This is a genomic window from Candidatus Allofontibacter sp. (assembly GCF_040404065.1).
Taxonomy (GTDB): domain Bacteria; phylum Pseudomonadota; class Alphaproteobacteria; order Pelagibacterales; family Pelagibacteraceae; genus Fontibacterium.
Genome location: NZ_JBBAJM010000001.1, coordinates 215,943 through 230,934 on the forward strand (window position 1 = coordinate 215,943; position 14,992 = coordinate 230,934).

At 32.9% G+C, this 14,992-nt stretch carries 15 protein-coding genes; 13 read left to right on the forward strand and 2 right to left on the reverse strand.

What is annotated here, in order from left to right:
* Positions 1 to 88 precede the first annotated feature (88 nt).
* The 5 genes from AC8IG9_RS01140 (at position 89) to AC8IG9_RS01160 (ending at position 5,852) form a co-directional block, all read left to right on the forward strand.
* Complete coding sequence (locus AC8IG9_RS01140; RefSeq protein WP_507424990.1) at positions 89 to 1,276, forward strand: ABC transporter substrate-binding protein; 1,188 nt, start codon at positions 89 to 91, stop codon at positions 1,274 to 1,276.
* Between the two features lie 140 nt (positions 1,277 to 1,416).
* Positions 1,417 to 2,292 (forward strand): branched-chain amino acid ABC transporter permease, encoded by an 876-nt coding sequence (locus AC8IG9_RS01145; protein ID WP_507424991.1) that lies wholly within the window; start codon positions 1,417 to 1,419, stop codon positions 2,290 to 2,292.
* 5 nt (positions 2,293 to 2,297) lie between these two features.
* Positions 2,298 to 4,232 (forward strand): branched-chain amino acid ABC transporter ATP-binding protein/permease, encoded by a 1,935-nt coding sequence (locus tag AC8IG9_RS01150; RefSeq protein ID WP_507424992.1) that lies wholly within the window; start codon positions 2,298 to 2,300, stop codon positions 4,230 to 4,232.
* A gap of 6 nt (positions 4,233 to 4,238) precedes the next feature.
* On the forward strand, positions 4,239 to 4,958 hold the full coding sequence (locus tag AC8IG9_RS01155) for an ATP-binding cassette domain-containing protein (protein WP_017972159.1): 720 nt from the start codon (positions 4,239 to 4,241) through the stop codon (positions 4,956 to 4,958).
* 81 nt (positions 4,959 to 5,039) lie between these two features.
* On the forward strand, positions 5,040 to 5,852 hold the full coding sequence (locus AC8IG9_RS01160) for an alpha/beta hydrolase (RefSeq protein WP_507424993.1): 813 nt from the start codon (positions 5,040 to 5,042) through the stop codon (positions 5,850 to 5,852).
* Here AC8IG9_RS01160 and ftsY read toward each other — a convergent pair.
* Positions 5,849 to 6,763: a signal recognition particle-docking protein FtsY gene (ftsY, locus tag AC8IG9_RS01165; protein ID WP_507424994.1), complete on the reverse strand. Its 915-nt coding sequence runs from the start codon at positions 6,761 to 6,763 to the stop codon at positions 5,849 to 5,851. The genes AC8IG9_RS01160 and ftsY overlap by 4 nt on opposite strands.
* Before the next feature lie 14 nt (positions 6,764 to 6,777).
* On the reverse strand, positions 6,778 to 7,602 hold the full coding sequence (gene dapF / locus AC8IG9_RS01170) for a diaminopimelate epimerase (RefSeq protein WP_507424995.1): 825 nt from the start codon (positions 7,600 to 7,602) through the stop codon (positions 6,778 to 6,780).
* Positions 7,603 to 7,780: 178 nt separating this feature from the next.
* On the opposite strand from dapF, the gene ffh reads away from it, so the two are divergent.
* From ffh to AC8IG9_RS01210, 8 genes are read left to right on the forward strand one after another with little or no spacing between them, the layout of a single operon-like run.
* Positions 7,781 to 9,142, forward strand: a complete 1,362-nt coding sequence (ffh, locus tag AC8IG9_RS01175) for a signal recognition particle protein (RefSeq protein ID WP_507424996.1) — start codon at positions 7,781 to 7,783, stop codon at positions 9,140 to 9,142.
* A 13-nt stretch (positions 9,143 to 9,155) separates the two neighbouring features.
* Complete coding sequence (rpsP, locus tag AC8IG9_RS01180; RefSeq protein WP_507424997.1) at positions 9,156 to 9,635, forward strand: 30S ribosomal protein S16; 480 nt, start codon at positions 9,156 to 9,158, stop codon at positions 9,633 to 9,635.
* A 5-nt stretch (positions 9,636 to 9,640) separates the two neighbouring features.
* Positions 9,641 to 10,327 (forward strand): tRNA (guanosine(37)-N1)-methyltransferase TrmD, encoded by a 687-nt coding sequence (gene trmD / locus AC8IG9_RS01185; protein WP_507424998.1) that lies wholly within the window; start codon positions 9,641 to 9,643, stop codon positions 10,325 to 10,327.
* Between the two features lie 10 nt (positions 10,328 to 10,337).
* Complete coding sequence (gene rplS / locus AC8IG9_RS01190; protein ID WP_017972152.1) at positions 10,338 to 10,859, forward strand: 50S ribosomal protein L19; 522 nt, start codon at positions 10,338 to 10,340, stop codon at positions 10,857 to 10,859.
* A 16-nt stretch (positions 10,860 to 10,875) separates the two neighbouring features.
* Complete coding sequence (leuC, locus tag AC8IG9_RS01195) at positions 10,876 to 12,276, forward strand: 3-isopropylmalate dehydratase large subunit (RefSeq protein ID WP_507424999.1); 1,401 nt, start codon at positions 10,876 to 10,878, stop codon at positions 12,274 to 12,276.
* The gene (gene leuD, locus AC8IG9_RS01200; protein WP_507425000.1) at positions 12,276 to 12,878 is read left to right on the forward strand and encodes a 3-isopropylmalate dehydratase small subunit; all 603 of its coding nucleotides are present in this window, start codon (positions 12,276 to 12,278) and stop codon (positions 12,876 to 12,878) included. The genes leuC and leuD overlap by 1 nt, the downstream gene beginning before the upstream one ends.
* Positions 12,878 to 13,972 (forward strand): 3-isopropylmalate dehydrogenase, encoded by a 1,095-nt coding sequence (gene leuB / locus AC8IG9_RS01205; RefSeq protein ID WP_507425001.1) that lies wholly within the window; start codon positions 12,878 to 12,880, stop codon positions 13,970 to 13,972. Before leuD ends, leuB begins: the two co-directional genes overlap by 1 nt.
* Positions 13,973 to 13,975: 3 nt before the next feature.
* Positions 13,976 to 14,989, forward strand: coding sequence for an aspartate-semialdehyde dehydrogenase (locus AC8IG9_RS01210; RefSeq protein WP_507425002.1), 1,014 nt, complete (start codon positions 13,976 to 13,978; stop codon positions 14,987 to 14,989).
* The last annotated feature ends 3 nt before the right edge of the window (positions 14,990 to 14,992 follow it).

Below are 14,992 nucleotides of genomic sequence, written 5' to 3' on the forward strand. Positions count from 1 at the left end.
TTGTTATAGTTAATTTTTTTTATCGAGACTCTCTTTAATTTTTTTGTTTTAATCGCTCCCAGTTAATTAACTAAAACAAGGAAAATAAATGATAAGAAAAACAAACAAATTCGTACTGGCAGTTTGCGTTTTATTCGCAAGCATTATTGCTAGTGCGTCATTTGCTCAGACTATCAAAATTGGAGTTGATGGACCTTTCACAGGTGGATCATCTTCAATGGGTGTTAGTATGAGAGATGGAGTACGACTAGCTGCTAAAGAAGTAAATGCGGCGGGTGGTGTTCTTGGAAAAAAGCTTGAGTTAATCGAGCGTGATGACGAAGCTAAAAATGAAAGAGGAGTGGAAATCGCTCAAGAATTAATTAATAAAGAAAAAATAGTTGCAGTCGTTGGCTTTATTAATACAGGCGTTGCTCTTGCTTCACATCGTTTTTACCAAGATGCTAAAATTCCTGTAATCAATAACGTTGCGACCGGAACTGCTCTGACAAAAGGTCCAAGCTTTCCATTTAAAGACGCTAAAGATGTATTCGTTTTCAGAACATCAGCAAGAGATGAAATTCAATCTCCTATGATCGTTAATGAAGCAATTACTGTTCGTGGATTTAAAAAAGTTGCGATCTTAGCTGATTCAACAAATTATGGTCAATTAGGACAAGCAGACTTAATTAAAGCTTTGGCTGCAAAAAATATCACACCAGTTACTACAGAAAAATTTAACACTGGCGATACTGATATGACAGCACAAGTTTTAAAAGCTAAAAGCGCTGGAGCTGAAGTTATTTTAACTTACGCAATCGGACCGGAACTTGCTCAAATAGCAAATGCAATGGCCAAAGTAGGTTGGAAAGTTCCTTTAATTGGTAGCTGGACTTTATCAATGGCAAACTTCATTGATTCAGCTGGAAAAAATGGTGAAGGTGCAATTATGCCTCAAACATTTATTCAAGCACCAACAACTCCAAAACGTAAAGCTTTTATCGAAGCTTACTTGAAAGAGTTTAAACCTAAAAACGACCGTATAGATTCACCGGTGTCTGCTGCTCAAGGATACGATTCAGTATACTTATTAGTTGCAGCTATCAAACAAGCGAATAGCTTAGAAGGTGATAAAATTAGACTAGCTCTTGAAGATTTAAAAACGCCAGTTGTTGGTGTTGTTAAAACTTACAACAAGCCGTTTACTAAAGATGACCACGATGCGATCACAGATAAAGATCCAGTTATGGGAATCGTTAAAAACGCAAGAGTTGTTGCTGCTAAAGGTCAAAAATAATTAAGTTTTAAAAATAATTTTTTTATTTTTATTCTTTTAGAAAACGCCACACCTTAAAAGTGTGGCGTTTTTTATTTGGATTGATTGAAAAGATTATTAGTTTATTTTACTATTATTAAATTAAAAATTGTGGGGATTTAATGGATATTTTTGTTCAACTTATTTATAGCGGAGTAGCCCTTGGCATGATTTATGCTGTTGTTGCATTTGGTTATCAATTAACTTTCTCAACTTCTGCAACTTTAAACTTTGGACAAGGAGAGGCTTTAATGCTGGGGTCCATGGTTGGACTGACTTTATCTAATTTAGGAATAAATTACTGGCTTATTATTCCCTTAGTTTGCGTTTTTGGATTTTTACAAGGAACCGTAGTTGAGTATTTAGGAGTTCGTCCTGCAATTAAAATAAAATCAGAGTTTGGTTGGATTATGTCTACTATTGCACTTGGAATTATTTTTAGAAATTTTGCTGAAAATATTTGGGGAAGAAGTACTTTTAGATTTCCAGGACCATTTGAAGACGATCCTATAAAACTTTTTGGTGCAAATATTTTGCCAATGGAAATTTTAGTAGTTTTAGGTGCTGTATCCATGATGCTGCTCGTTGAAATTTTCAACCGCAAATCAATTTATGGAAAAGCAGTTGTAGCCACTGCAAATGATAGAGATGCAGCTGGTCTTATGGGAATTAACACTGGATTAGTAATCACATTTTCTTATGCACTTTCTTCTTTAACAGCATCTTTCGCTGGAGTTTTAATTTCTCCTTTAACATTAGCAGGATCAGGCGCTGGAGGCGCTTTGGGATTAAAAGCTTTTGCTGTTGCAATTGTTGGTGGTTTGTCTAGCGGTTTAGGAATTGTTGTTGGTGGAATTATTTTAGGAGTTAGCGAAACATTGACAGGTTTTTATATTTCGACTGGCTATAAAGATGTGCCTAGCTTAATTATTTTGTTAATAGTTTTATCTTTTAAACCAGCGGGTTTATTTGGAAAAACTACAATTAAAAAAGTTTAAAAAAGATGAGATTTAAATTTTTAATATTGGCCGCGGGAATAATAATATTGTCCCTTTTTCCAATTTTTCAAACCAATACTTATTATATTCATATGGTTGAAAGAATTTTGATTTACTCAATTCTTTTATTTGGTTTAGATATAGTTGTTGGTTACACTGGACAAGTATCCCTGGGTCACGCTGGGTTGTTTGGTGTAGGAGCTTATACTGCTGGAATTCTATATTTTAAATTAGGCGTTCCTTTTTTAATTATTCTTCCAATAGCCGTTATTGTCTCTTGTATTTTTGGAGCATTACTTGCATTGCCCGCCCTTAAAGTTGTAGGTCCTTATATTGCCATGGTTACTCTAGCGTTTGGTACAATTATACAAATCCTAATTAATGAAATGACTTTTTTAACAGAAGGACCTTTAGGAATTATAATAAAGAAACCAATAATTTTTGGTTTTCAAACTAAGGAAATACATTATTACTGGATAGTCTTAGCGATATCAGTTTTGAGTCTTGTAGTTATTAATCGAATACTTAAGTCAAGATTAGGAAGATCATTTGAAGCTTTAAGAGATAGCCCTGTTGCTTGCGATTGTATGGGTGTTTCTGTTTATAAATATAAAGTTTATGCTTTTATTATAAGTGCAGGCTTTGCCGGGCTTGCAGGTTCTTTATACGCTTATTCAGAGCAATATATCTCTCCTAACACCTATGTGTTTGAATTAACCGTTTTATTCTTGCTAGCAATTATTATGGGCGGTCGTAAAACTCGTTTAGGAGCTATCATTGGCGCTGCCATCGTTATTACTTTACCTCAGTTATTAGGAGATGTTAAACTTTTTAGAATTGTTGCAACTGCTCTCGCATTTGTTGTTGTTGCAGGATCAGCTCTTTTAATCTCAAGACAAATGTCAACAGTAAGAAAAGTTTCTATACCTGTCATTGGAACTGTCGGGTTAATGATTTTTTCATATTTTATAAAAAATATTAGTGACTGGCGTTTGAGTATTTTTGGATTTATGATTCTTCTTGTTGTTTATTATCTTCAAGATGGAATCGTTGGGTTTGTTAATAATTTTTATATGCGAATATTTAGTTCTAAAAAATCAGCAAGAGATCAAATTGATGTTGGAAATTTTGATAAAGATGATGCTATTATTTCTGCCAAAAACTCATCTGCCCCAGATCAGTTATTAAATCTAAAATCAGTTTTAATGCAGTTTGGTGGTTTAAAAGCGTTACATGATGTTGATTTAATAGTTAAAAGAGGAACTATTCATGGCCTTATTGGACCAAATGGATCTGGAAAAAGTACGTTAATAAATGTTTTAACTGGAATTTACGTTCCAACAGCAGGCACAGTTGAGTTTTCAGGAGCAAGCATTGTTGGGAAAGTTTCTTCAAAAATCGCCCTTTCAGGAATAGCGCGAACTTTTCAAAACGTTCAGTTATTTAATGAGATGACAGCCATAGAAAATATTATGGTTGGTTTAAATCATACTTATAAATCAAATTTATTTGAGATCGCATTAAACTTACCAAGATTTAAACGTGAAGAATTAGCAGCAAAACAAAGAGCATATGGCCTTTTAAAATTTGTTGGCTTGGAAGAGTTTGCTAATGAAGAAGCGAGAAATTTAACTTACGGAAAACAAAGATTACTAGAGATTGCTAGAGCCCTTGCTTTAGATCCTAACTTACTTTTACTTGATGAGCCCGCAGCAGGATTAACAGCTCCTGATATTAAAGAGCTTTTATTAATTATTAAAAAGATTAAAGAAAAAGGAATTACAATTATTCTGATCGAGCATCATATGGAAGTTGTGATGGCAGTATCTGATGTTGTGTCGGTATTAGACTTTGGTCAAAAAATTGCTGAAGGTAAACCTAAAGAGATCCAAAATAATCCAAAAGTTATAGAGGCTTATTTAGGAGCGCAAACAACTTAGAAAATTATGCTAATTATAAAAGATTTAGAATCTGGTTACGGCAAAGTAAATGTTCTAAAAAAAATTAATATCGAAGTACCTAAAAATAAAGTTGTCACTCTTATTGGCGCAAATGGAGCCGGAAAAACAACAACCCTTAGAACAATTACTGGAATGATAAAATTAACGTCCGGACATATTACTTTAAATGGAAAATCTATTGATAATTTTCCGTCATATAAAGTTGCATGTTTAGGATTAGCCCACTCACCAGAAGGACGTCGAGTTTTTCCATCTCTTACGGTATTTGATAATTTGCAATTAGGAGCCTTCCCAAGGCTAACCGGAAGTAGACCTAGGGGAGATTTTAAAGGAGACATAGATAGAGCCATGGAACTGTTTCCAAAATTAAAAGAGAGAAGAAATCAATTAGCTGGAACTTTGTCGGGAGGAGAACAGCAAATGTTAGCAATGGCGAGAGCGATTATGTTAAACCCAGATATTATTCTGCTTGATGAACCTTCTATGGGACTAGCTCCTATTCTTGTTGAAGAAGTTTTTAAGATTATAGCAAGACTTAAAGCCGCTGGTACAACGATGCTTTTAGTTGAGCAATTCGCTGTTGGAGCTTTAAATATAGCAGACTACGCTTATGTTTTAGAGAATGGGCGTATTTCTATGCACGGTCCAGCTAGTAAACTTAAAAACGATCCAGCAATTAAAGCGGCATATTTAGGCGGACACTAAATAAGTAGATTATCTATCTATTTAATAAGATGAATCTTTATTTTCTATCTACGTCCGAAATTATTTCTAAAATAAAATTCAATGAAATTTAAAAATATTTTTTTATATTTAATAACGATTTTAATATTTTTATATACTTCGATTTGCGCTTACATGTATGTCGTTCAGAGAGATATTTTATATCAGCCAAATGTTATTCGTCCTCTATTAGTAGAAAAATTAAATACGGAAGTTCAGGAGATTGAGATTTTATCTACAGACAAAGTTAGTCTAAAGTCATGGTTTTATAAGAATAATAAAAATAAATACACCGTACTTTTTTTGCATGGCAATAATGGTAATTTAAAAACTAGGATTTATAAATTGAATGAATTTAAAGATTTAAATTTAAATTATTTAATTATTTCATGGCGTGGTTTTAATGGCAACAATGGAAAGCCAACAGAACAAGGACTTTACGATGATGCGCGAAATGCAGTTAAGTGGTTAGAAAAGAATAATATTCCAAAAAGTAAAATTATTTTATATGGCGAGTCTTTAGGGACAGGCGTTGCAGCTGAGCTTGCGCAAAATGAGAAATTTGCCGCAGTTGTTTTGGAATCGCCTTATACTTCTATAGGGGACGTTGCAAAAATTCGTTATCCTTATTTACCGGTAGATATTTTATTAAAGGATAAATTTTTAACTTTAAAAAAAGTTAAAAATATTTCAATTCCTGTTTTTGTTATTCATGGGATGCTAGATGGAAAGATACCACCTTATATGGGTAAAAAAATATTTGATGAAGTTAAATCAAAAAAATATGGATATTTTCCTGAAAATGATCGTCATATGATACGATACGACTCGCAGTTTATATCTGAGCTTAAAAAATTTATTAAAAGCTTAAATTAATTTTTAATAAAAGCTTGGACGAAGTCTTTCGCAACAAAGTTATCTAAATCTTCTTCTTTTTCACCAACGCCGATAGCATAAATTGGGATCTGAAATTGTTTTGCTATTGCAACAAGAATTCCTCCTTTTGCCGTACCATCAAGTTTAGTCATAATAATTCCAGTAATTGGAGTTATTTTTTTAAACTCTTCGATTTGATTGATAGCATTCTGACCAGTAGTTGCATCAAGCACTAATATAGTTTCGTGAGGAGTGTCATTGTCGATTTTTTTTAAAACTCTTATTATCTTAGAAAACTCTTCCATTAAATTTTTTTTATTTTGCAATCTTCCAGCAGTATCAATGATGCAGTAATCAAAGTTATTTTTTTTTGCATATTCAAAGCTTTTAAAAGCAACTGAGGCTGGATCAGAGCCAAGATCTGATTTTATGATTTCAACATTTATTTTTTTGCACCATAACTCTAGCTGTTCAATTGCAGCAGCTCTAAAGGTGTCAGCCGCACCTACTATAATTTTATTGCCTTGATCTTTAAGTTTTTTACATAATTTTCCTATGGTTGTTGTTTTTCCAACTCCATTTACCCCACATACTAATATGACTGTTGGCTTGTTATGAGTAATTGAAAAAAAATTTTTTTGAACAGGCATCAAAATACTTTCAATTTCCTTAGCTATAATTTGAAAGAAATTTTCTTTAGTTAATTCTTCTTGGCTATACTTCTTATTTGCAATATTTTTTTTAAATTCTTCAACAAAACCCACACCAACATCTGCCTGAATAAGAAGATCTTCTATGTCCTGTAAAATTTCTTGCTGCGGTTTGGATTTATTAAATACCTCATCAATTCCTTTTACAAATTTTTCTGAAGTTTTTTTTAGACTATTTTGAAGTTTTTTAAAAAAATTCATTGCATCATTAATAATTAAATCTTTAGACTAATATTATTAATGTTTGAAACAGAACCCGTCATTACGATGTGTTTATCTTTTTTTAATTCAATTTGAAGTGTTCCATTTTTAAAATGAATATTAACTTTTTTTCCAGTTAGTCCTAATTTATTTGCAGCAACTGCAGTTGCACACGCTGCAGTACCACAAGCAAGTGTTAAACCGGCCCCTCTTTCCCAAACTTTAACTGCAATATTTTTCTTATTAATAACTTTCGCAAAAGTAACATTGCATCTTTGAGGAAAAAATTCATGATGTTCAATTTGAGGGCCAATTTTTTTTAACAATTCAAATGTTATTTCTTTAAAAAAAATAACATGAGGATTGCCAACACACAAAGTATAACCCGTTAGAATTCCAAGATTTTTAGTTTTAATTTTAACTTTCGCATTATTCATCTTCTTTGATAGAGGAATTTTTTTCCAGTCAAAATTAGGAATCCCCATATCAATAGACACTTCAGTTTTGTCAGTAAGTCTAGCCGTTAAGATTCCACTTTCAGTATTAATTTTTGATTTAGTTAATTTTTTTTCATTCATTAAAAAGTAAGAGATACATCTAGAACCATTACCGCATGCTCCAGTTTCGCCGCCGTCCGAATTATAAAAAGTAATTTTTGCGTTAGTTTTTTTTTCTTTATCTTTATCCATGATGATCACTTGATCGCACCCAACACCTTTTTTTCTATCTGCGATATTTATGATTTGCTGTTTGGAAAGATTGATTTTATCTTTTCTTCTATCAATAATGATAAAATCATTACCGAGACCATCCATTTTATAAGCTTGTATTTCAGTCATCTATTATGTTGTTGTATCTTACAAATATTCTCAATTGTTGACTTTTAAAATAGTAAAATATACTTTTAATAAAATTTTCCACAAAAATAAGCAGGTTTTGTGGTGTCCTTCTAATGAAGGAGATCAACACTAGTCAGCGATATTCGCCCACTAGTGCGATAGCTGCTGGAGCAAAAAAATGTTTGAAAATTTAACAAGTAAAATTGAGTCTGTTTTTTCTTTTTTTAATAAAAGCACTCAATTAGATGAAAAACAAGTTGATGAGGGACTAAGAAAGATCCGTCAGGCACTGATTGAGTCCGACGTTGCTCTTTCAGTTGCTAAGGAATTTATTGCAAACGTTAAACCTAAAGCAATCGGACAAGAAGTTTTAAAATCAATAACTCCAGGACAGTTACTTGTTAAAATTGTTTACGATGAACTTGTTAAGATCTTAGGTAGTGAGAAATCAGAAATTAATCTTAGCACAATCCCGCCAGCAAAAATATTAGTAGTAGGTTTACAAGGTTCTGGAAAAACAACAATTTCAGCAAAGATTGCAAAATTTATTGAAAAGAATTTTAATAAAAAAGTTATGTTATCAAGCTTGGACGTTTATCGTCCAGCAGCCCAGAAACAATTAGAATTATTAGGAAGTCAGAATAATATTCAGACAATACCAATTATTGAAGGACAACTCCCAATAGAAATTACCCAAAGAACTTTAGCCGCAGCTTCTTTATCTGGGTCAGATGTAATTATTTTTGATACCGCGGGAAGAATACAGATTGATAGTTTGATGATGAGCGAATTAAGTAATTTAAAAAAAATAATCAACCCTATCGAAACTTTTTTAGTTGCAGATTCTTTAACAGGACAAGACGCAGTTAATATTGCCAGTGAATTTAAAAAAACAGTAGATTTAACAGGAATAATATTAACAAGAGTAGATGGTGATGGAAAAGGCGGAGCGGCTCTAAGCATGAAGTCAGTTGCGAATTGCCCCATTAAATTTTTAGGAGTAGGAGAAAAAATTGATGATTTTGAAATTTTTCATCCGGAAAGAATTGCAAATAGAATTTTAGGAATGGGAGATGTGGTTTCTCTTGTTGAAAAAGTATCTGAAAATTTAAAAAAAGAAGAAATTCAGGAATTAGAAGAGAATTTTAAAAAGGGACAATTTACTTTTAATGATTATTTAAAACAAATTAGACAGATGAAAAAAATAGGTGGAATGGGAAAAGTTCTTGGAATGATACCTGGTATTTCAAAAATTAAAAAACAAATAGACGAGGCGGATATTGATGAGAGCATTCTTAACAAGCAAGAAGCTGTTATTTTATCAATGACTTTAAAAGAAAGAGATAATCCAAAAATTATTGATGGTTCTAGAAAAAAAAGAATAGCGAATGGGTCAGGTACTGATATCGCTTTAGTAAATAAGCTTCTAAAACAGCATAAAATGATGACAGGAATGATGAAAAGAATGTCTCAAGGTGGCGGAAGAAATTTTGGGGGTCCAGACGGAATTCCTCCAGAGTTATTTAATAATCTAAAATAGAAAGGAAGAACAAATGTTAAAAATAAGATTGTCTAGAGGGGGAACAAAAAAAAGACCCTTCTATCAAATCGTAGTTGCAGATTCTAGGAATCCAAGAGATGGAAAGTTTATTGAAAAAGTAGGATATTTCAATCCCTTACTTCCTAAAAGCAAACCAGAAAGATTAAGTTTAGAGTCAGAGAGAATAACTCATTGGATTAAAATGGGCGCTCAACCTACTCTAAGAGTTGCAAAATTTTTAGGTGCTGCAAATCTTGCTCCAGTTCCTGAAAAAAGAAATAATCCAATTAAAGCTTTACCTAAGAAAAAAGCTCAAGAAAGATTAAAAGCAGCTCAGGCTCCAAAAGTAGAAACGCCAGCAGTAACTCCAGCAGTAGAAGTGGCTCCAGCAGCAGAAGCAGCTCCAGCAGTAGAAGCGGCTCCAGCAGCAGAAGCAGCTCCAGCAGTAGAAGCGGCTCCAGCTCCAGCAACGGAGGAAACAAAGACTAATTAATTATTATGTGGTCTGCAAAAATATTCACTTTGTATCCAGAATTTTTCCCAGGGATTTTAGATATCGGGCTTTATAAAAAAGCCAGAGAAAATAAAATTTGGTCACTCGATGTTATAAACATTAGAGACTATGCCTTGGATAAGTATGGAAGTGTAGATGACACTCCTTTTGGAGGTGGAAGTGGAATGGTTATGCGGGCCGACGTAATAGATAATTGTTTGGAAAAAAATATTAAGAACTCAAATAATGAACTTATTTATCTTAGTCCTAGAGGAGAACTATTAAATCAAAATATTGCAAAACAATTATCGCAAGCAAATGGAGTCGATCTTATTTGCGGACATTTTGAAGGAGTTGATCAAAGAGTAATAGAAGAAAGAAAGATCAGAGAAATAAGTGTTGGTGACTTTATTTTATCTGGAGGAGAAAGCGCGGCATTTGTTTTTTTAGATTCCGTAATTAGATTATTACCAGGAGTTATTGGCAATTCCGCCTCATTAAATGAGGAAAGTTTTGAGAATAATTTATTAGAGTATCCTCAATATACAAAGCCTCAAGAGTGGAAAGGTAGAGCGGTTCCAGAAGTACTTTTGTCTGGGAATCATGGTAAAATTAAGGACTGGCGCTTATTGCAATCCGAGGATATAACACGTCGCCAGAGGCAGGACTTATGGGAAAAATATCGCAAATAACTAAATTTTAATGCAAATTTCTACAATGAGAATAGACGAATTAGACAAGCTTCATATAAAAAAAATTGGTGAGAAGAAAAATATTCCAGACTTTTCTCCTGGTGACACTTTGAAAGTGAACGTAAGAATTATTGAAGGAAAAAGACAAAGAATACAGGCCTACGAAGGAGTTTGTATTGCTAAAAAAAATAGAGGAATTAATTCTACTTTTACCGTTAGAAAAATTTCTTTCGGAGAAGGTGTTGAAAGGTTATTTCCAGTACACAGTCCAAACGTAGAGTCTGTTGAGGTTATTAGAAGTGGAAAAGTCAGAAGAGCAAAACTTTACTACTTAAGAGAGAGAACTGGTAAATCAGCTAGAATTACTGAAAAAATTAGAAAAAAAATTGGCGTTGATATTATTCAGCCTTTGCCTAAAAAAGAGGTAATCCAAAATCTTGAAGCACAAGCCGGTGCAGCTGTTGAACAAGCTCCCAAAAAAACGGAAAAAGCTTCGACACCAAAAGTAGAAGCTGAAAATAAAAAAAAGTAACACTAGTTTTTATTTAATGGCAAAGACGATTTACGACAAAATATGGGAAAGTCATTTAGTTGAAGAACAAAATGATGGAACTTCACTTTTATATATTGATAGACATTTAGTTCATGAAGTAACTAGCCCACAGGCATTTGAAGGGTTACGTTTATCTAATAGAAAAGTAAAATTACCCAGTTCAACATTAGCAGTTGTCGATCATAATGTTCCAACAACAGACAGGTCAAAAGGAATAGCCGACAAAGAATCTGCCATTCAAGTTGAAGCGCTTTCTAAAAATTGCAAAGATTTTGGTATAGAATTTTTTGGTTTAACAGACAAAAGACAAGGCATTGTTCATGTTATTGGTCCAGAACAGGGATTTACGCAACCTGGTATGACAATTGTTTGTGGTGACAGTCATACTTCAACGCACGGCGCTTTTGGTGCATTAGCTTTTGGGATTGGAACTTCAGAGGTAGAACATGTGCTTGCAACACAAACTTTAATTCAAAGTAGAGCAAAAAATTTTAAAATTAATGTTGATGGAAGATTATCACCAGGAGTTACTGCTAAGGATGTAATTTTATCTATAATTGGAAAGATTGGTACGGCAGGAGGAACTGGTTATGTCATTGAATACTGCGGAGAAGTTTTTAGAAATTTTTCTATGGAAGAAAGAATGACAGTTTGCAATATGAGCATAGAAGCCGGAGCTAGAGCTGGACTTATTGCTCCTGACCAAAAAACATTTGATTATATTAAAGGAAGACCCTTAGCTCCGAAGGATGAGAATTGGGATAAAGCACTTAAATATTGGAGTACTTTATATACTGATGAAGACGCTAAATTTGATAGAGAACTTAATTTGCAAGGCAAAGATATTGAACCAACGGTTACCTGGGGAACAAGTCCTCAAGATATATCTTCAATTAATGGAAAAGTACCTGATCCAAGTTTAGAAAAAAATGAAGATAGAAAAAGATCTATTTTAAGATCTTTGGATTATATGGGTTTAGAACCAAACACTCCAATTCAAGATATTAAAATTGATAAGGTTTTTATAGGATCTTGCACTAACGGAAGAATAGAAGACCTAAGAGAAGTTGCAAAAATTGTTAAAGGAAAAAAAGTAAACAAAAGTGTTGATGCTATTGTTGTTCCTGGTTCTGGACTTGTAAAATTACAAGCTGAAAAAGAAGGTTTAGATAAAATATTTAAAGAATCAGGCTTTGATTGGAGAGAGCCGGGATGTTCAATGTGTCTTGGAATGAATCCAGATCAATTAAAACCAAAAGAAAGATGTGCGTCCACTTCAAATAGAAACTTTGAAGGAAGACAAGGCAGAGGCGGAAGAACACATCTGGTTAGCCCAGTAATGGCGGCAGCAGCGGCTATTGAGGGTAGATTTGTCGATATTAGAAAGATTATTTAATGGAAAAATTTACAAAACTTAAAAGTATAGCCGCTGATCTTCCAATTACGAATGTTGATACGGACATGATTATTCCAAAACAATTTTTAAAGACAATTAAAAGAACAGGTCTTGGTTCAGCTTTGTTTTATGAAATGCGTTACGATGAAAATGGCGCTCTAATAAAAAGTTTTATTTTAAATAACGCCCCTTATAACGAGGCAAAAATTTTGATTTCAGGAAAAAATTTTGGTTGCGGCTCATCAAGAGAGCATGCACCTTGGGCATTATTAGATTTTGGAATTAGATGCGTAATCGCAGAGAGTTTTGCTGATATTTTTTATAACAACTGTTTTAAAAATGGAATTTTACCGATTGTTCTTCCAGAAAATCAGGTGAAGGAATTGTCGGAAGCTGCAAAAGAAAATAAAGAAATTGAGATAGATTTAGTAGATCAAAAAATTCATAAAGGTGACAACAGACCTTTTGATTTTGAAATTGAGCCATTTAGAAAAGAATGTTTATTAAATGGATATGATGATATTGCGCTTACTTTAAAAAAAGATGCAAAAATTAATAGCTTTGAACAAAAGAAAAAAAGCTTAACTCCTTGGTTATACTAGTGAAAAAAAAACTTCTTATTCTTGCAGGTGATGGAATTGGTCCGGAGGTAATGAATGAAGTTAAAAAAATTATTCTTTGGTTTAATAAAAATAAATATGCTGAATTTGATATTACAGAGGAATTAGCCGGTGGAATTTCTTTTGATAAGCACGGCACACCAATTACTGACAAAGTAATGGAGATTGCACTAGCAAGTGATGCTGTTTTGTTAGGAGCGGTAGGTGGACCTAAGTGGGATAAATTAGATTTTTCTAAAAGGCCAGAAAGAGCACTATTAAGACTTAGAAAAGATCTCGAATTATTTGCAAATTTAAGACCTGCAATTTGTTTTAAAGAACTTGCCAATGCCTCAACATTAAAGCCGGAAGTTGTTTCTGATTTAGATATTATGATTGTTCGTGAACTAACCGGAGGAATTTATTTTGGAACTCCAAGAGGAGTTGAAACATTATCCAATGGTGAAAAAAAAGGAACTAACACTCATACATATACATCGAGCGAAATACAAAGAGTTGCTAGAGTTGCTTTTGAATTGGCTAGAAAAAGAAACAATAAAGTAACTTCATGTGAGAAATCAAATGTTATGGAAGCAGGTTTATTGTGGAGAGAAGAAGTAGAGGAACTTCATAAAAAAGAATTTAAAGATGTAGAACTTAGTCATATGTTAGCAGACAATTGCGCTATGCAATTAGTTAGAAATCCTAAGCAATTCGATGTGATTGTAACTGATAATTTGTTTGGTGATATGCTTTCAGATGAAGCTGGAATGTTAACAGGTTCTCTTGGAATGTTGCCATCGGCATCCTTAAGTGGAAAAAATAAAGAAGGAAAATTTAAATCAATGTATGAACCTTGTCATGGTTCAGCACCTGATATTGCTGGAAAAAATATTGCAAATCCACTTGCATCAATATTAAGTTTCTCTATGGCGTTACGTTATTCTTTTGATATGGACAAAGATGCAGATATGCTTGATCAGGCAGTCAAGAGTGTTCTTAAAGAAGGTTATAGAACTCAAGACATAATGGAAAAGGGTCAGAAAAAAGTTTCAACTTCAGAAATGGGAGATTTGGTTATATCCAAATTAAAATAAAAAATGAGAACAAATATAGCAATTGTCGGTAGCACAGGAAACGCAGGAAGAAAAACAATCGAAGTTTTAGAAAGAAGAAAGTTTCCAGTAAATACACTTTATTTATTAGCTTCAAAAAAAAGTGTTGGAAAATTTATAAAATTTAAAAATAAAAATATCGAAGTTAGGAGTTTAGAAGATTTTGATTTTAGAAAAGTAGATATTACCTTTTTTTGCGCTGGTTCTAAACTTGCAAAAACTTGGGCACCTAAAATTGCAAAAGACTCAATTGTTATTGAGTACTCAAGTTATTTTAGAGCATTTAAAAATATCCCACTTATTGTTCCAGAAGTTAATGAACACGCTATTAAGGATTATAAAAAAACAAATATTATTGCCAATCCAAATTGTTCAACAGCTCAGTTAGTTGTTGCGTTAAAACCGCTGCATGACAAATTTAAGATAAAAAGAATTGTTACATCTACATATCAGTCAGTGTCTGGAGCAGGAAAGGCTGCTATGGACGAATTAGTTGCTCAAACTAAAGATTTCCTTAATAAGAAAAAAATTAGACCAAAAAAATTTACTAAACAAATTGCTTTTAATGTTATTCCTCACATAGATGTTTTTATGAAAGATGGATCAACAAAAGAGGAATGGAAAATGGAAAATGAAACAAAAAAAATATTAGGTAAGAATATTAAACTTACAGCAACATGTGTTCGTGTTCCTGTGCTTATTTCTCATTCGGAAACAGCAAACGTAGAATTTCAAAAGAAATTTAATATACAGCAGATACGATCAATTTTAGCTAAAGCGCCAGGTTGTAAAGTGATTGACGAACAAAAGAATGGTGGCTATGCAACTCCTGCTGAGTCTGCTGGAAGCTTTTTAACTTATATTTCTAGAATTAGAAAAGATCCTACAAAAAATGCCGTAAATTTATGGATTGTCTCTGATAACTTATTAAAAGGAGCGGCTTTAAATGCAGTGCAAATAGCGGAGGTTTTAGTTAAAAAGCATATAAAAAATAATTAATAT